The organism is Pantoea sp. BJFS-204 (assembly GCF_049310725.1).
GTDB lineage: Bacteria > Pseudomonadota > Gammaproteobacteria > Enterobacterales > Enterobacteriaceae > Pantoea > Pantoea agglomerans.
In genome coordinates this window covers 72,776-89,659 of record NZ_JBMOWE010000012.1, presented here as the reverse complement: position 1 = coordinate 89,659, position 16,884 = coordinate 72,776, and the positions used below count along the sequence as shown (strand labels likewise).

17 protein-coding genes and 1 pseudogene are annotated in these 16,884 nt (G+C 57.1%); 4 read left to right on the top strand and 14 right to left on the bottom strand.

Annotated elements, in window-relative coordinates:
* Positions 1-196: 196 nt before the first annotated feature.
* From ppnP to aroL, 7 genes are all read right to left on the bottom strand, one after another.
* Positions 197-487 (bottom strand): pyrimidine/purine nucleoside phosphorylase, encoded by a 291-nt coding sequence (gene ppnP / locus ACO6VX_RS22105; RefSeq protein ID WP_009091800.1) that lies wholly within the window; start codon positions 485-487, stop codon positions 197-199.
* A gap of 95 nt (positions 488-582) precedes the next feature.
* The gene (locus ACO6VX_RS22100; protein WP_064689911.1) at positions 583-1,260 is read right to left on the bottom strand and encodes an AroM family protein; all 678 of its coding nucleotides are present in this window, start codon (positions 1,258-1,260) and stop codon (positions 583-585) included.
* Between the two features lies 1 nt (position 1,261).
* Positions 1,262-2,194, bottom strand: a complete 933-nt coding sequence (locus tag ACO6VX_RS22095) for a DUF1177 domain-containing protein (protein ID WP_422458308.1) — start codon at positions 2,192-2,194, stop codon at positions 1,262-1,264.
* Positions 2,195-2,205: 11 nt separating this feature from the next.
* Entirely contained in the window at positions 2,206-3,765 is a 1,560-nt protein-coding gene (locus ACO6VX_RS22090) for an OPT/YSL family transporter (protein ID WP_010671176.1), read from the bottom strand.
* Between the two features lie 288 nt (positions 3,766-4,053).
* Positions 4,054-4,806: an IclR family transcriptional regulator gene (locus ACO6VX_RS22085; protein WP_010255274.1), complete on the bottom strand. Its 753-nt coding sequence runs from the start codon at positions 4,804-4,806 to the stop codon at positions 4,054-4,056.
* Between the two features lie 349 nt (positions 4,807-5,155).
* On the bottom strand, positions 5,156-5,347 hold the full coding sequence (locus ACO6VX_RS22080; protein WP_010255272.1) for a YaiA family protein: 192 nt from the start codon (positions 5,345-5,347) through the stop codon (positions 5,156-5,158).
* 111 nt (positions 5,348-5,458) lie between these two features.
* Positions 5,459-5,983 carry a shikimate kinase AroL gene (gene aroL / locus ACO6VX_RS22075; RefSeq protein ID WP_010255270.1) on the bottom strand — a complete coding sequence of 175 codons (525 nt, stop codon included), beginning with the start codon at positions 5,981-5,983 and terminating at the stop codon, positions 5,459-5,461.
* 315 nt (positions 5,984-6,298) lie between these two features.
* Between aroL and ACO6VX_RS22070 the strand changes: the two genes are divergently transcribed.
* The gene (locus tag ACO6VX_RS22070; protein WP_132500137.1) at positions 6,299-7,015 is read left to right on the top strand and encodes a DUF2076 domain-containing protein; all 717 of its coding nucleotides are present in this window, start codon (positions 6,299-6,301) and stop codon (positions 7,013-7,015) included.
* A 2-nt stretch (positions 7,016-7,017) separates the two neighbouring features.
* On the opposite strand, the gene ACO6VX_RS22065 is transcribed toward ACO6VX_RS22070, so the two are convergent.
* On the bottom strand, positions 7,018-7,467 hold the full coding sequence (locus tag ACO6VX_RS22065) for a YaiI/YqxD family protein (protein ID WP_010255266.1): 450 nt from the start codon (positions 7,465-7,467) through the stop codon (positions 7,018-7,020).
* Between the two features lie 168 nt (positions 7,468-7,635).
* Here ACO6VX_RS22065 and proC point away from each other — a divergent pair, with 168 nt between their 5' ends.
* Complete coding sequence (proC, locus tag ACO6VX_RS22060; protein WP_010255263.1) at positions 7,636-8,448, top strand: pyrroline-5-carboxylate reductase; 813 nt, start codon at positions 7,636-7,638, stop codon at positions 8,446-8,448.
* 67 nt (positions 8,449-8,515) lie between these two features.
* Here the strand turns inward: proC and ACO6VX_RS22055 are convergent, their stop codons facing one another.
* The 4 genes and pseudogenes from ACO6VX_RS22055 to ACO6VX_RS22040 form a co-directional block, all read right to left on the bottom strand.
* The gene (locus tag ACO6VX_RS22055; protein ID WP_422458307.1) at positions 8,516-10,042 is read right to left on the bottom strand and encodes an FAD-dependent oxidoreductase; all 1,527 of its coding nucleotides are present in this window, start codon (positions 10,040-10,042) and stop codon (positions 8,516-8,518) included.
* A 205-nt stretch (positions 10,043-10,247) separates the two neighbouring features.
* Positions 10,248-10,550 carry a PsiF family protein gene (locus ACO6VX_RS22050; RefSeq protein ID WP_010255256.1) on the bottom strand — a complete coding sequence of 101 codons (303 nt, stop codon included), beginning with the start codon at positions 10,548-10,550 and terminating at the stop codon, positions 10,248-10,250.
* 115 nt (positions 10,551-10,665) lie between these two features.
* Positions 10,666-10,917 (bottom strand): annotated as a pseudogene (iraP, locus tag ACO6VX_RS22045) (anti-adapter protein IraP).
* Positions 10,918-11,121: 204 nt separating this feature from the next.
* Positions 11,122-11,265: a hypothetical protein gene (locus ACO6VX_RS22040; RefSeq protein ID WP_164480391.1), complete on the bottom strand. Its 144-nt coding sequence runs from the start codon at positions 11,263-11,265 to the stop codon at positions 11,122-11,124.
* A gap of 253 nt (positions 11,266-11,518) precedes the next feature.
* Here ACO6VX_RS22040 and ACO6VX_RS22035 point away from each other — a divergent pair, with 253 nt between their 5' ends.
* Positions 11,519-14,656: a beta-galactosidase gene (locus ACO6VX_RS22035; protein ID WP_422458306.1), complete on the top strand. Its 3,138-nt coding sequence runs from the start codon at positions 11,519-11,521 to the stop codon at positions 14,654-14,656.
* Here the strand turns inward: ACO6VX_RS22035 and ACO6VX_RS22030 are convergent.
* On the bottom strand, positions 14,538-15,812 hold the full coding sequence (locus tag ACO6VX_RS22030) for a multidrug efflux MFS transporter (protein ID WP_284672416.1): 1,275 nt from the start codon (positions 15,810-15,812) through the stop codon (positions 14,538-14,540). The genes ACO6VX_RS22035 and ACO6VX_RS22030 overlap by 119 nt on opposite strands.
* Positions 15,813-16,246: 434 nt before the next feature.
* Between ACO6VX_RS22030 and ACO6VX_RS22025 the strand changes: the two genes are divergently transcribed.
* Complete coding sequence (locus ACO6VX_RS22025) at positions 16,247-16,498, top strand: biofilm development regulator YmgB/AriR family protein (protein ID WP_010255246.1); 252 nt, start codon at positions 16,247-16,249, stop codon at positions 16,496-16,498.
* A gap of 9 nt (positions 16,499-16,507) precedes the next feature.
* Here ACO6VX_RS22025 and ACO6VX_RS22020 read toward each other — a convergent pair whose 3' ends face one another.
* Positions 16,508-16,828 carry a hypothetical protein gene (locus ACO6VX_RS22020; RefSeq protein ID WP_010255244.1) on the bottom strand — a complete coding sequence of 107 codons (321 nt, stop codon included), beginning with the start codon at positions 16,826-16,828 and terminating at the stop codon, positions 16,508-16,510.
* Between the last annotated feature and the right edge of the window lie 56 nt (positions 16,829-16,884).

Sequence of the window (16,884 nt, the reverse complement as noted above, 5' to 3'; positions counted from 1 at the left end):
TCTGCCAGGAGAGCCCGCAGGACGCGGGCGAAAGGCGGGGCGGCACAGGATGTGCCATCCCCGGCGGTCCGTCAGGCAGAGGAATGGAGTGAAGGAACCGCGCAGCGGCGCGAGGACCGCCAGCCCCTGCCCGGCACCAGACTGCGTTATCACCTGTCGCTTAACTGACTGGCATTACCGCTAAGCGGCCATTTTTTTAATCTTTCAGGTAACGGCAGAGATAGGAACTTGGCTCGCCAACCTGCAGATGAAATTCGCTGTGACCCGGCACGTTAAACACCGAACCCGCTTCAAACCATTTCCACTCGGTTTCACCTGGCAGTAATACCTTAAGCGAGCCGCTGACCACGGTCATCTCCTCCGGCTGGCCGGTACCGAATGTGTATTCGCCTTCAGCCATTACGCCCACGCTGGCACGTCCGGTGCTCGCACTGTCAAAACCGATAGACTTAACTTTTCCGTCAAAATACTCACTAACGTTGAGCATAATAGTTCTCCAGAGCACATGTTGTGTGTCTGGCAGTGTAGAAGGGAACCCGCTGATCTGTCACGCGAAATGATGGCCGTTTGTGATCTCTTCCCTCAGGGAAGCAACTCCGCCGCCAGGCGCGCCACCAGCTGATTAGAGAGCAAAACCGGTACGCCCAGCCGCTGCTGTAACCCTATCCGATGCTGCTGGTGATAACCCATACAGTCGAGCACCACCAGCGCTGCGCCCTGCGCTTTCAGACGGTTTGCAGCATCGGCGAAGGTTGCCTGATCGCCCTGATAGGGACTGGCGACCGCAAAGCAGGGCTGCGCGGGCAGTTGCTGCCACTTTCCTGCCTGCTCAACAATCTGCTCCTCAACCGGCACGACAATGCCGACCCGCTGCTGCTGCACCATGGCGCAGATGAGCGGTGGAATCAGGCGATCCGGCTCCAGCAGTAGCGCACGCTGGGTGCGGAGCCGGCTGAATTCACCGGTGCAGAGCAGCAGAATGGTCGCATAGCCCGCCTGCTCCAGCGCACTGATTTTGCGCTGCAATCCCTGCTCCACTTTCGAGGCCGCCAGCCGCACCTGTTCGCCACTCTGCAGCCGCGACACCAGAACCCGGTCGCCCGCTGCTGGCGCGAAGCGTGCGGCAATCTCTGCCGCGCTGAGTCCATCCAGTAAACCGGCGTGATCGGTCAGCGCATCCGGCAGATGCTGCCGCAGCAGCGGCAGAATATCGCTGCGCGGAGACTGGCCGATAGTCAGCGTTACCAGCGGTTTCGTCATCTTAGTGATTCCGGTGACGCAGATGCGCCAGGCTGCCATAGAGTGAAATCAGCCGCGCATACTCTTCGGCGTCGTAGAAGTGACAGGTTCCACGACCAAACTCCTTGGCCACCTCAATGGCAAACTTCGCCGCTGCCGCAATGTCCACTTCATGGCTGGCGCCGGTTCCGCAGCCCGGCACCACCGACTCGGCAGTGATCGCCACCCCCACCACCGGCACATCCGTGGCGGTAGAAGGTTGCAGAATGCTGTTGAGGTGATAAACCCCATTGCCGTAAGGCGTAATATCCTGCGTGGTGATGGGAAAGGTCACCGCCGGACGGCCGCTGGTCATCTCCATGATGCGCAGCAGATCCTCCGAAACCCGCAGGATGTAGCCCTCTTTCACCGTCGGCGACAGGGCAAAGCCTTTGTGGTTGATAATGCGGTTACCTTTGGTGGTGTCGATTGACAGAATCGCATCCACACCCGCCACCGCTTCATTATCATTCATGGTGACATCGTCAATCGGCGAGTCCATGAAATCGACCGGCAGATGCGGCCGCGTTGGCGCATCCGGGCAGATATGAGTGGTAATGATGACGTCGCCATCGAGCCTGTCGCCTTTGCTCTGCATCTGCGCCAGTTTAAGCGCGCTGGCAACGGCCGCGATCGCGCCATCCGCATCTGACACCATGCCGATACGACCAGGACGAGCGCCGATGCCACCAAGGCGACCAATAATCCCCAGCGTCGGTGCACTGCCGCCGCCTGATTTGCCCTGCGTCCCCGGAATATCAATGCGCACAAAATCGGTGCGGCCTTTGGGACCGGAGACACGGGTAAAGCGGGCATCAACATCAGGATACGCCGCGAAGAGATCCACCACCTGCTGTCCGTCAATGTGGGCGCTATCCAGTAACTCAAAAACCGCCAGGGTCTGCTGCAAACTCATGCTTTATCCTTTTATTTCTTGCTGCTGCTGGCAAACAGCGAATGAAAGAAGCTGTAGAGGGCATCACCGGCAATAAAGCCTGCCGCCATAACCTCCATAGGCGACCTGCCCCGCTCGCCCCAGATTCGGATGATTACGATGCGTAAGGCGATCCCTACCACCACTGCCCAGCCCGCCATGGCGTTATTAATTAATAAACCGGTGGCGAGCAGCACGCCCAGCTGGCGTTTCGGCCCGCCGATCAACTGGATAATGGCCCCCGGAATCGCCCACATCAGCAGATTACCGGCGATACCTGGCTCAGCACCCGCCTGAATGGTTTTGGCATACACCCGCGCTACAGGCGGCAGCAGGTTGTCAGCAAAGAAGAAGGTATGGGCGTACCAGACCAGCGGAATCGACACAACAAAGGCGATCATAGCTGCGATGAGCTGAATACGACGTCCCCAGAGCTCCTGCTGCAGATCGGCACCGTTGCCGCGCAGGATAAAGCCCGCCTTCAGGTCATAACCCATATCGGCGAACGCCGGACCGGTGGCGGCGGTAAAGCCGCAGAGCAGGCAGAGCGCCAGCGGTGGGAAGCCGATCAGAATGCCGATAATCAGCGTAATCAGCGCCACGGCAAAGGCCGGGAACCAGCCGGAGTGCATAGCGGCAATGCCGACAATCAGTTCATGGGCGAAAGCAGCAAACGCGGCATAAAGAACAAACAGCAGCAGCATCGCGATGCCCATCTCACTCCACAGGCCGCCCGCCAGCGCCAGCAGCGCGGAAATCACGATATAACCCACGCTGCCGAAACCCAGCGCCCGCTGCACCTCATTGCCATTGCGGCTCACCACCAGCGCATCATTTTTGCGGCTGCGAATCACCATCACGACCTGAATCAGCGCTACCAGACCGGCACCGACCATCACGCCATGCGGAATATAGAGCGCATTAATATCAATACCGGCCACCGGCTGCGCATAGGCACGCAGCAGAAAACCGATGCCAAGCATCGACAGCGCCCAGATATTGCCGATAAACGCGGTGCCGAAGGCAGACATCGGGATCTTCAGCATGGCACCGACGACGCCACCCACAATGCCCAGCACCAGCAGCCACGCCTGGCGTCCGCCTTTATCACCCGCTTTGATCGCTTCTGCTGCTGCAACGCCCGGTGGCCAGGCATTACTGGCCGGAAAGACGCGGGTATCAAACAGCCGATAGAGCAGCCAGGCATCCAGCAGCATCGCGGCGCTGACGCCACAGAACAGCGGCAGGACCAGTTGCGGTTCACCCAGCGCCCAGGGCACGGCAATCGGCATCAACAGACTGTTCGCCGCCCCAAAGGTAGCTGAAGAGATGGCGGTCTGCGCCAGGTTCTGGATTTCAATTGAACGATAACGGCGGAATGCCTGCAGCGGAATACGCGCCAGCAGCATGGCAAACAGCGCGCCGATAATAGAGGTGTTAGGCGTTACGCCAATGGTGGTAATCAGCTGAATGCCAATAATAGCACCCGCGATGGAGAGAAGAATTAAAACCAGTGCCACGCCAACGTGCTTAATCGGATTTACCCGTTCCATATGTCCCCGCCAGTCCTTGTCCAGAAGAAATGAAATAACGTCTACCCGCCCGCTGGCCGGTTTACGCCGGTTATCAGTTTCACTGCTCTGATGCGCACAGAGATTGCAACAGCCACTGCAGATGGTCGTCCCTCCGCATGCTGAACCGATACAGGAGGCAATGAGAGACGGACACAGGCAACCGGAGTGCTGCGTAAAACGTGGCGATCAGATTGAAAGAAAAAGGCCCGAAGGCCTTTGTTTTCCCTGGTGTGGCGAAAGTACTACGCCGATAAAAACGGTGTGCAGTTACGCGCCATATTTTTCGGTCATCTCAGTGGCCGTTGCGCGTAATGCTTCAAGGAGCTCTGACGGGAAACCCGGTTCAGACTCCATAGACGGAAACGACAGGCAGAGTGCCACCGTTTCGCCATGATGTTTGTTATGAACAATAACTGACAGCGAGCTGATGCCTGGCAGCGATTCATTTCGGGCCAGTGACCAGCCCTGCTGGCGGATCTCAGCCAGTCTGGCACAGAGTGCCTCAGGACTTTGCGGCGAGTTCGCTGATGCGACCTGCCATTGATCATGGAAGCGCGCCAGCACCTCTTCATCACTTAACTGCGCTAACAGCGCCCGGCCGGTTGAGGTCGCGGCAGCCGGCATCCGACTGCCCGGCGGCGTGACCATCTGCGTAAAGTGACGCCCATGAAACATACGCATCACTAATACTTCCCGCCCGTCGAGCTTCGACACGTAACCCATGCAGCCGGTCTTCGCAGCCAGCCTGACCATCGCCGCTGAAACGCTGTCAACCAGCGGTGCCGAAAGATAATGTCCGGCGGCAGCCAGCAATACGCGACCAATGTGATAACCGCGCGTATCCGCATTCCGCTCCAGCAGCCCCTGACTTTCCATGGTGGCCAGCAGACGCGAAACGGTGCTTTTTGGCAGGTTTAACGCCTCAACCACCTCACTGAATGAGAGACCAACATGCCCCTGCGTCACACCTTTGTGCTGAAACAATCGAAGTACGGCGGCAGCATTTTCAAGTGTGGTCATGTTACGTGTTCCACTATATGGAACTAAGTTCCTCTGTTGGTTTGATGAAAATAAAACGTGGCGCTGAATCGGTCAAGCGACAATTTGATTCACACAGAGATCGGCAGCAGAGAAAATAAGGGGATAAAAATGATTAGCGGGGCTTTATCTGGTGAGACAAGGAGAGTGCAGAACAGAAGCATACGCAGAGAGCATTCGACAGTAAATCTGCGTCAATTTCGCTTCTTAAATAACCCGATCGACTTCAGATGGGAGTAAAAAGAGGCGTGGTTCAGGCACAGCGTCAGGCGGGTCAGTAATAAGCAGTTATCCGGTGTAACAGGCTGGCGTCCCTGCCAGCAGTGAAGCTTTACTCTTTTTCAACGTCTTCGTAGCGCGCTTTAGCGTCACGTGCTTCTTCTTCCGTTTCGTGCTCACTGATTAATGAATTCGGTTTGGGATGATCAGCACGCAATTCGTAAGAGGTTACTTTATTACCTTCAGTGCCCTTTTCAACAGGCACAACTTTCGCTTCACGTGGATACGGTGGTCTGGTCGGCATACTGTGTCCCTCTTGTCTGAATAACATTCCACAGGACAGGCCGCTGCCTGTCATAGGATAAGTATAGACAATGCCGTCTGAAGCGGGATCAAAGCGGGAAAAATCTGAGGGTTAGCTGGCGCGCGCCAGAGAGAGTGACAGCAGAATTTCCTCTACCACGCACTCAGGCGATTGCATCGCATTCACCTGATGATGGGCCGCAGCCTGATAGAGATGCGCACGTTCACGCAGCACATCACTCATCTCATCAGCAATCGGACGGCCGGTTAAGGTCGGACGCTGGGCCGCTTCAGGTTCACTTTCCAGCCGCTCTGCCAGCACCTCGGGGGACGCGCTAAGCCAGATCACCTGGCCCTGCTCCTGCATAAAACGACAGTTCTCTTCAGCCAGAATCATGCCGCCGCCGGTGGCAATGACGGTTCCGGGTGCCGTCACCGCTTTAAGCGATTCCGTTTCACGGGCGCGGAAACCTTCCCAGCCTTCCTCCGCCACAATCTCCGTCACGCTCCGCTGCGTGCTGAGTTGCAGATGGTGATCGGTATCCGTAAAGGCGTAGCCCAGCGCCCGCGACAACGCCTCGCCGACCGTGGTTTTGCCGCAACCGCGAGCGCCAATCAAAAAGATGGGTAGTGACATCAGGGCCGTTCCTCCGCCTGACCGCGCGATGCGGCTGCATGGTGAGCTTATTAATGCGACGCATAATAACTGGAAATTATTATGGCCTCTACCTGTCAGGCACGATTTACGCATTTTCGTCCCCTGAACAGCGACAATCTTTGTGTTTTCAAGGGGAAATGCATGCACGTTTTGTGCATCAGGGCCGTAACAGAGCGATAAAAACTCCGCAAAAGAGCGGCTAAAATGCGTCGGCAATATTTGCTTACTGCCCCGATTTTACTTTTCACGCTGGCGCCCACATATACTGGTAACAATCGCCACAGGAGAGTCATCATGCAACGCGAAGAACAACAACTGATCGAAGGGCTGTTCAGCCGTCTGAAACAGGCTGAAAGCCAGACCGTGGCACGCGATGCCGCTGCCGAACAACTGATTAACCAGCATCTGCAGGCGCAGCCGGGCGCGCCTTACTACATGGCACAGGCGATCCTGATTCAGGAAGCGGCGCTGAAAAAACTCAATGAGAAAGTATCGGCGCTGGAAAGCCAGCTGGCCCAGCAACAGCAGCAGCAACCTGCACAGAGCAGCGGCGGCTTTCTGTCCGGGCTGTTTGGCAGCGGTTCGCGTCAGCAATCGCCTGTGCAGCAGCAACAGCAATCGTCACCGTGGAACAGTGCGCCACAGCAACCGGCTCAGCCGCAATATGCGCCTGCACAAGCGCCTGCACCACGCGGCACCGGTTTCCTCGGCGGCGCACTGCAGACTGCTGTGGGTGTGGCGGGCGGTGTGGTGATGGCCGATATGCTGACCAGCATGTTCCACCATTCACAGCCGGAAGAGATTGTGAACATCATCAATGAGCCACCCCTGCCCGATGTGAATGACAATCTCAACACCTTCAACGGTGGCGATGACAATGCCGATACCTTTAACGGCGGTAACGACAACGCCTTCCTCGACCAGAATACGGGCTGGGACAGTAATTATGCCGACAACAGCGATCTCAATGATTTTGGCGGCAACGATTACGACGACGACAGCTTCGTTTAACTTCAGCGTTTCTGCTGGGTGAGCCAGCTATCAAGCTCATTTGCAAACTGCTGGCGGTCACGCGGACTCATCGCCGCGGGGCCGCCGGTCTGCACCCCACTTGACCGCAGGGTATCCATAAAATCCCGCATCGTCAGGCGTTCACGTATCGTCGCCGGTGAGTAACGCTCGCCGCGCGGATTCAGCGCCGCCGCACCCTTCTCAATCACCTCTGCTGCCAGCGGGATATCGGCGGTGATCACCAGATCGCCTGGCTGACAACGTCTGACGATCTCATTGTCCGCCACATCAAATCCGGCAGGCACCTGCAGGGTGCGCAGATACGGTGAGGGCGGCACACGCAGAAACTGGTTCGCCACAAAAGTGATGGTAGTTGCGGTGCGGTCGGCTGCGCGGTAGAGCACCTCTTTGATTACATTCGGACAGGCATCGGCATCGACCCAGATAAACATCATGATTCCTTACAGTCAGAGAAGAGTAAGATCTTGCCGGGTTCCCCCTAAATGGCAAATTTTATTTGCGGCGTGCTTTCCAGCCTGCGCCCGGCTGACTTGTTATTCAGGCTGGCTGAAGTAAGCTAGCTCACTGAGAAAAACGAATAATGTCCTAAGGAGATGGCGATGCTGGCAAAGAAAATCGGGTTTATCGGCGGGGGAAATATGGCGAAAGCCATTATCGGCGGACTGGTCAACAGCGGCAAAATCGCCCCGTCTGATATCTTCGTTTACGATCGCAAAGCAGAGACCAACCAGGCGATGGCAGAGCAGTATGGCATCAACGCAGCAGAGAGCGCTGAAGCGCTGGCGCGTGAAGTGGACATCCTGTTCGGCGCGGTCAAACCCAATGTCATTCTGAAAGTCTTAAAAGAGCTGACAGGCAGCCTGAAAAAAGAGGCGCTGGTGGTGTCGATTGCGGCTGGGGTGACGCTCGATTCGCTCTCATCGGTGCTGGGTTACGATCGTAAAATTGTCCGTGCGATGCCGAATACTCCCTCGCTGGTCAGCGAAGGCATGACCTCGGTCACGCCCAACGTGCTGGTTGAGCAGGCGGAAATCGACGAGGTGATAGCGATTTTTGAAAGCTTCGGCAAAGCGGCCGTGGTGGATGAATATCTGATTCACTCCGTGGTCGGCGTCAGCGGTTCTGCGCCGGCCTACGTGTTTATGTTTATCGAAGCGATGGCCGATGCGGCCGTACTGGGCGGCATGCCACGCGCTCAGGCCTATCAGTTTGCTGCACAGGCGGTGAAAGGGGCGGCGCAGATGGTGCTGACCACCGGAAAACATCCGGCTGAACTCAAAGATATGGTCTGCTCTCCGGGCGGCACCACCATCGAAGCGGTGAAAGTGCTGGAAGAGAAAGGCATGCGCTCGGCGGTGATGGAAGCGATGCTGCAGTGCATGGCGAAGTCAGAGAAACTGAGCCGCAGCTAACCGCTCAACAAAGGATGTGCAAGGCGGCCCCGCACGCTGGCCCGCCTTGCCTCCAGCTTAACAGATATTAACGGATCTGTTCCTGACAGAGCGCCACCGCGTCGGCAAACGTCATCGGCTGCTGCATCCGCTCCACCAGCTCAGCGGTCAGCGTATACATGCCGCATGAGCAGATTGCCGCCAGCCTCCCCTGCTGGCCATAAAACGCCATAAACTTTTTATCCTCCAGCGAGCCAAGCAGCTGGAATGAATCCCATTCTTTGGCATGGCCCAGATACTCATAACGGGTGCCATACTGCGTAGTCCAGAAGAACGGCACACGATCAAACGCGACGGTCTGGTCCAGCATGTTCCATGCGGCGGTTTGTCCCTGCTGATGCGCGACGCGATAGTGCTCAATGCGCAGCGGCCCCTGCGCCGACGGATACGTGGCGATATCACCCGCCACCCAGATATTGTCAGCGACCCGCAACTGCTCATCCGCCTGCAGGCTGCCATCCTCTGCCAGCGGGAGATCGTGGATAAAGTCGGTAGCCGGTTCGACCCCGGTGGCAAACAGCACCACCGTCGCGTCCAGCAACCGTCCGCCCTTGAGCTGCACGCCACTCACCTGCTGGTCGCCCTGCAGTGCTTCGATCTCGCCCTGCACCCACTTCACGCCGTTCTGCTCATGCAGCTGATAGAAATAGCGGCCAATCTGATCGCCAAACTGTTTAGCAAAGGGCAACGCCTGACGGGCGATTACCGTCACGTCAATGTCACGATTACGCAGCGCCGACGCCAGTTCGGTGCCGATAAAACTGTTGCCGATAATCACGATCTTATGACTGGCATCCACCGCCTGAAGCAGCTCATCGGTCTGCGCTTTGCTGCGCAGCAGATGGACCCCATCAAGATCGCTGCCCGGCAAATCGGGGCGGACTGGCGACGCGCCGCTGGCGATCAGCAGTTTGTCGAAGGCGAGCGTCTCGCCATCCTCAAAGATCAGCCGTTGCTGCTGAGCATCCAGGCGACTCACGGTAGCCTGAAGTCGTTCAACGTGATCCATCACATCCGCTTTCAGCAGCTGCGGCACCTCGCTGATATCCATTTTGCCCGACGGCACAAATTTGGTCAGCGCGGTGCGGTCGTAAGGCGCATCCGCTTCCCGCTCAACCAGAATCACGCGGCCTTTGAAGCCTTCATGGCGCAGACGCCACAGCGCTGCGCTGCCCGCCGCTCCACCACCCAGCACCACATAGACCGGTGCGGCTGCTCCACTGCCAATCGGCGCCGCGGGCGACATCGCTTTAGGATTCACCAGCACCCGACCCTCTTCAATGCGCAGCGGATACTGTTTGAGATCGGCTAACGCCAGCGGTTCACACATTTTTCCACTGGCCAGATTAAACGCGGCTTTGTGCCACGGACAGACCAGCCGATCGCCGCAAATCGCGCCCTGCTCCAGCGGCGCGCCTGCGTGCGGGCATTTCGCCTGATAAGCACGTACATTGTCACCTTCGCGGATCAGCAACACTTCCACCTCGCCGAGCGTTTTTTTAACCGGCTGGCGCTGGGGCAGATCGTTCAGGTCGACGGTAAATTGATAGTTCACGACATGGCTCCTTTAACGGTTCTTGTCTTGTGCTGCGCGGCAAAACAGAGTGCTGCGCAAATCCCCACAAACAGTAAGTGTGGCAAAAGAACCGGGAAGCCTGGCGATGAATGCTTATCAGAAGTTTAACATGCTGTTATAGAAGGGAATTTAATCAGCATTGCGCGGAAAGGAGAAGCGGCCACCTGCGTGACCGTGGGGATAATCAGCTTTTTTTCAGGCACTGGCTCATAAAGGTTTTACGCGCATCGCCCGCCAGTTTTTTATCACCAGCTTCGCCGTTACAGCTTTTCATTTTCATCTGCTGCGGTGACATCTGCGACAGCTTGCTGTCCTTTTTCAGGCATTCACTCATAAAGGTTTTGCGCGCATCCCCTTTAAGATCCTGTGATTTAGCATGCTGGTTACACATCGTCATCTTCTCCTGCTGCGGGGTCTTTTCCGCCGCACCGGCCAGTCCACTGACCAGCAGGCCCGCCATCATCATCGCCATTAAACCGACTTTCATCTTGTTATCTCCACAGTGGATTGTCCTTTGTTATTCTGGCAGCGAATAAGCAAAGCGGAAAATGTTTCAGGTTAAAGTGATGTGAAGATCCCATTCCAGTCAGGCACTGGGATTGTTACTGACGAGGATGTCTGAGTAACTTTTCGATGTAATTGCGCAGCAGTTGCGCATTTTCATCTCCGGCATCGGCCACATTGTCTATTGCGGTTTCAATACTGGTGGTTATAGCCAGATGTTGTTGCGGCTCCAGCTTGCGAACCAGTGCGGTAACAACAATCTCCAGCGCTTCGATTTGCGCCATCTACTCTTTGGCTGTCGCCTCTTTTTCAGCCAGCTTTACCAGCAATTCAGCAATCAGATTTTTCATGCTGTTATCTCAGCGGTGGAGAAAAGCTGAAATTATCACCACGCTGGTTAAAAAAACAGAGGGTAACCGCTACTTTTTTCAGTGAGTTAGCCCGCATTCCTCACCGTCTGCTCAGACGATTCCGGCTAACCTTGCGAGCGAAACGTTTTCCCTGCAATCAACGCTATGGTTAAACGTTTCGCCCGCCCGAAATCGGTCTTTTGCTTAGCGAGGATCGACAAATCCGCGGCCTGGTCCGCCGCCGTGTCCGCCCCAGCCACCGCCGCCGCCGCCTGGAGGCGGGAAAATACATCCGCTTAATGCAGTAACCAATGCCACAACGGCAGCCAGCTTAAAGATTCGTACCATATCTACCTCAGGGTGATGAAATCGGGCTGAGTGTATGGAGCCACCTGCATGGCGACAAGTGAGATTCTTCCGCATCCGGCGACTATTCATCTTTGCTGACCAGACTTAACGATTTACCACCATTAAGGCGGCACAATCTCAACATCCCGGCTGGATTACAGCACAAATTATTTGTGCAAATCGGGAGGGTGAACACTTTACAGGCGGCGTAATTTTGCGCATTGTGAGCGCATTACATTTACAGGATATAAACATGACTCTCTCTCAGGCTGCTTTCAGTGACATCCTCTCCCGGCGCGACTGGGAAAATCCGGTCGTGACCTCGCTGCATCGGCTGGATGCGCACCCGCCATTCGCCAGCTGGCGAGATGAAGTAGCCGCGCGGGATGACAGCCCCTCGGCGTCACTGCAGAGCCTCAACGGAGAGTGGGGTTTCCGTTATTTTACACAGCCTGAAGCGGTCCCGGCCAGCTGGTTACTGCAGGATCTGCCGGACACCACGACCCTTCCGGTTCCGGCCAACTGGCAGATGCACGGCTTCGATGCGCCCATTTATACCAACGTGCAGTATCCGATTCCGGTTACTCCTCCGCTGGTACCCACAGAGAATCCAACCGGATGTTACTCGCTCACATTCGGCGCTGACGCAGCCTGGCTGCATAATGGGCAGACACGCATCATTTTTGACGGCGTAAACTCGGCCTTTCACCTGTGGTGCAACGGACACTGGATTGGCTACTCTCAGGACAGTCGTCTGCCCGCTGAATTCGACCTGACGCCTTATCTGCGGCCGGGCAAAAACCGGCTGGCAGTGATGGTGCTGCGCTGGAGCGACGGCAGTTATCTGGAAGATCAGGATATGTGGCGGATGAGCGGTATTTTCCGTGACGTCACGTTAATGCATAAACCGCAGGTGCATCTGGCAGATGTTCAGCTGGAAACCCGGCTCAGCCCGGAGTTTTACCGTGCCGAATTGCGTGCCCGGGTTCGTGTTGCTCTGCCAGCTGACGTCAGCTCGCGCTATCAGCTGCGCCTGACGCTGTGGCAGGGTGAACAGCAGATTGCTCAGTGTCAGCAGCCGCTGGGCAGTGCCATTATTGACGAGCGGGGTCACTATCCCGAACGCGCCCTGCTCAGCCTGCCGGTGGAACAGCCTGCGCTGTGGAGTGCCGAAACACCCCACCTCTATCGCGCCACGCTGGCGCTGCTGGATGAGAATCAACAGCTGATCGAGGTGGAAGCCTATGATGTCGGCTTCCGTCAGGTCACCATCGACAACGGACTGCTCTGTCTGAACGGCAAGCCGCTGCTGATCCGCGGCACCAACCGTCATGAACATCATCCGGAGCGCGGTCAGGTGGTGGATGAGGCGACGATGCGCCGCGACATTGAGCTGATGAAGCAGCACAATTTTAATGCGGTGCGCTGTTCACACTATCCTAATCATCCGCTCTGGTACCGGTTGTGCGATTACTATGGGCTTTATGTGGTGGATGAGGCCAATATCGAAACCCACGGCATGCAGCCGATGAACCGGCTCTCCGATGATCCCCGCTGGTTTGCCGCCTATAGCGAACGCGTGACGCGCATGGTGCAGCGCGATCGTAATCACTGCAGCATTATTATCTGGTCGCTGGGCAATGAGTCAGGACATGGTGCCACACACGATGCGCTCTACCGCTGGGTAAAAAGCAGCGATCCAACCCGTCCGGTTCAGTATGAAGGCGGCGGTGCGGATACCGCTGCTACCGATATCATCTGCCCGATGTATGCCAGGGTTGATGAAGATCAGCCCTTCCCGGCGGTGCCGAAATGGTCGCTGAAAAAGTGGATCGGTCTGCCGGGTGAGACGCGTCCGCTGATCCTGTGTGAGTACGCGCATGCCATGGGCAACAGCTTTGGCGGTTTTGCTAAGTACTGGCAGGCCTTCCGCCAGTTCCCGCGTCTGCAGGGCGGCTTCGTCTGGGACTGGGTTGATCAGAGCCTGACCCGCTATGACGATCAGGGCGAACCCTGGCAGGCCTACGGCGGCGATTTTGGCGATAAACCCAACGATCGTCAGTTCTGTATGAACGGGCTGGTATTTGCCGATCGCACGCCGCATCCGGCGCTTTATGAGGCGCAGTGCGCCCAGCAGTTCTGGCAGTTTGCCGTCGATCCCGGCGATCCGCTGAGCTTTACGGTCAGCAGCGACTATTTGTTCCGCCACAGTGACAACGAAGTGCTGCGCTGGCGCATCGAACAGGCGGGTCGTGTGGTGACGGAAGGAGAAGTGCCGCTGGATATCGCTCCACAGGGCCAGCAGCGGATCACGCTGCCGTCACCGCCAGCATTACAGGGCGAATGCTGGCTGAACGTCGCGGTTCATCAGATTCAACCGACCCAATGGAGCGCCGCTGACTGGCGTGTCGCCTGGCACCAATGGGCGCTGCCCTCGTCGCTGGCGCTGCCATCAAAGCCGGAGAGCGGCCACGCACCGGGCCTGCACGATGATACCCGTGAGATTGTCATCACCCATCAGCAGCAACGCTGGCATTTTTCACGCCACAGCGGCGAACTGACGCAGTGGTTTGTGGATGAACAGCCCACACTGCTTTCACCGCTTCAGGACTGCTTTATTCGCGCCCCGCTCGACAATGACATCGGCACCAGCGAAGCGGAACGGGTTGATCCCAATGCCTGGGTCGAGCGCTGGAAAGCAGCGGGTTATGACCAGATGAGCAGCCAGCTGGTGTCGATGACGGCGAATGCGTTGCCACAGGCGGTGCAGATTGAGACGCTGCACAGCTGGCTCGCCCATGGCCAGATCGCCTTTATCAGCCGTAAACGTTATCTGATCAATGCGCAGGGTGAATTGCAGTTGCAGCTTTCCGTTGAGCAGTCGCGCGGATTGCTCCCGCCCGCGCGCATCGGATTACGCTGTGAGCTGACGCAGATACCACAACAGGTGAGCTGGCTCGGCCTGGGTCCGCATGAAAACTATCCCGATCGCCAGCTGGCCGCGCAGTTTTCCCGCTGGGAGCTGCCGCTGGATCAGCTCTCAACGCCTTATGTTTTCCCGGGTGAGAACGGTCTGCGCTGCGGCACCCGTCAGCTCGACAGCGGCAGCTGGCAGGTCAGCGGCGATTTCGCTTTCTCACTGAGCCGTTTCAGCCTGGAGCAGTTGCGGGAGGCATCACACCGCCACCATCTGCGTCCGGAAGCGGGCTGCTGGCTGCATCTGGATGCCTGCCACATGGGTGTCGGCGGCGATGACTCCTGGAGCCCCAGCGTCAGTCCTGAGTTTTTACTGACTCAGCAGCGCTGGCAGGCTGAACTGACAATTTGCCAGCCGACGCGGGCAGCGCTGTCTTCGGACGCCGGTAAAAGCGCTTCAGAAACAGCACGTTAATCAGCACGACCACGGCGGTGGCAAAAAAGACCCAGCGGAAACCGGCCACCGCCGACACCGCGGCGCCCAGCAGCGGACCCGCGACATTGCCGAGATACATAAAGGACTGGTTATAGCCGAAGATCCGGCCGGTGATGTTGTCACGCGAGTGACGCACCAGCAGCGTCTGCACCGCGGGCATCATCGCGCCATCGGCAAAGCCCAGCAGAAAACGTAATACCCCCAGCTGTGTCGTGCTGGTGACAAACGACATGGCGATAAACAGCAGCAGCGAGATGACCATCGTTGCCAGCAGGATACGCTGCGTACCGATGCGATCGCCGAGTCGTCCCAGACGAGGCGCGGCCAGCAGTGCAGAGACGCCAGGCAGCGCGGCGATGACTCCGCTAAGAAAAGCGATATTCTCAGCGGTGGGTGCCAGTTCCCGCACAAAGAGCGTCAGGATCGGGTTCACCGATCCGTTGCACATCTGGATCACCATGGTGGTGAAAAAGAGGCAGAGCATCAGTTTTGGATTATCCAGCGAGCGGAAAACCTCGCGTCCGCTGAGCTTCTCCTTTTTACTCACCGGGGTGTAACCGGTCTCCTTGATCAGGAACAGCGTCACCAGAAAGCTGACCATCAGCAGCGCTGCGGTGACAATAAACACCGTACGCAAACCGACCCAGTCTGCCAGCAGCCCGCCCAGCATCGGTCCCAGAATCACCCCGCCAATCTGACCGGTTGAGACACAGCTCAGCGCCCAGCCGCTGCGTTCACGCGGCACCTGAGCGGCCACCAGCGCCATGGCGTTGGGAATATATCCGGAGGTCAGCCCCATCAGGGCACGCAGCAGCAACAACTGCCAGGCTTCGGTGACAAAAGCCTGTAGCAGAATTACCACGCCCATGCCAAAAGCGGCGCGCAGCAGCATCAGCTTACGGCCTTTGCGATCGGCAAGACTGCCCCACAGCGGGGCTACGGCCGCCGAAACCACAAAGGTGATACTGAAGGTAAGACCCGACCAGAGGCTCAGTGATTCGCCACCGGTTACGCCAAGCTGCTCAAGGTAGAGCGGCAGAAACGGGATGATCTGACTGATGGCCAGGCCGGTAAAAAAGCAGCCAAACCAGACCGAGATCAGGTTTATCTTCCAGGGTTCTATAGTGCGTGGCATGAGCAGATATTTTAAAGAGAGGGAATGTTCAGTCTAACGCGGCTATTCTCAGCGTGACCGACAAAACATGGCACAAATGGCAAAAGACCGGATTCCTCTTTGATTCAGCGCAATCACCGGCGCAAATTTTCCAGCCCACCGGGTTTTTAGCGCGAAGCACGCGGGCGATGGTCTGGCCAGACCCGATCTCCCTCAATCCGGCCCGTCAATATAGAAAAATATGTCATTCTGTTACTGACAACTCTTCACCCCGCTTCTATGTTTAAAAAACCGCCAGCCGCGGCGGTATAGCAATCTTTTTAATCGGCGCGACATCCTCCGCAAAAAACGGTGCAGACCGTCCGGCTACGCTGAGGCGAACCAGCTTATTTCATGGTTAAACGCCCTTATGCTCAGGTGTAAGGGAGGGGGTCTTGTTTTAGCGGAGGTGGGTAATGAGAGTACAACCTGACAGCGCCAGCCGTGCTATCAGCGACTATTTTAACAGCCCGGACTGGCGGATACCGCCTGAGTCCGATCTGCTGGCGGTGATTCTGCGTGAAATAATGGAAGCGGGAGAACCCGCCACCAATAAAGCCCTTATTGCGCGGGTTATCGATAAACTGGAAGTGGAAGGCGACGAGACGCAGTTGCAGCGTTATCGCACCCTGCTGGCGCAGTTAATCGACACGCAGCCGGAGGCGTAAACCCACCACCTACTTCACCCAGCGCAATTTATCCGCTTCGCTGATACTGGCCCGTCCGCTGCTGCGCTGAAACAGGCACAGCTCCCGTCCACGCTTATTTTTCATCTGCGGCTGGGGATAGCGTCCTTCCAGCAACAGTGCGCTGTAGCCCGTGTTGTCGTCATACTCGATCGCCTCGCCCAGCACCTTTACTTTGCTCAGATGACTGGCGTTAATGCAGGCCTGCACCATCACCTGACGGCTCTTTTGCCAGGCCTCTTCACTGGAAGCCTGCGCCAGTGTGCTGCTGAGTAACAATGCGGGCAGAAGTGCCCCGATTATGCGTTTCATCTTCTCTGCTCCTGTTACGGCCCGAAGCCGCTAAAAAAATTCCCGCCGGGGCGGGA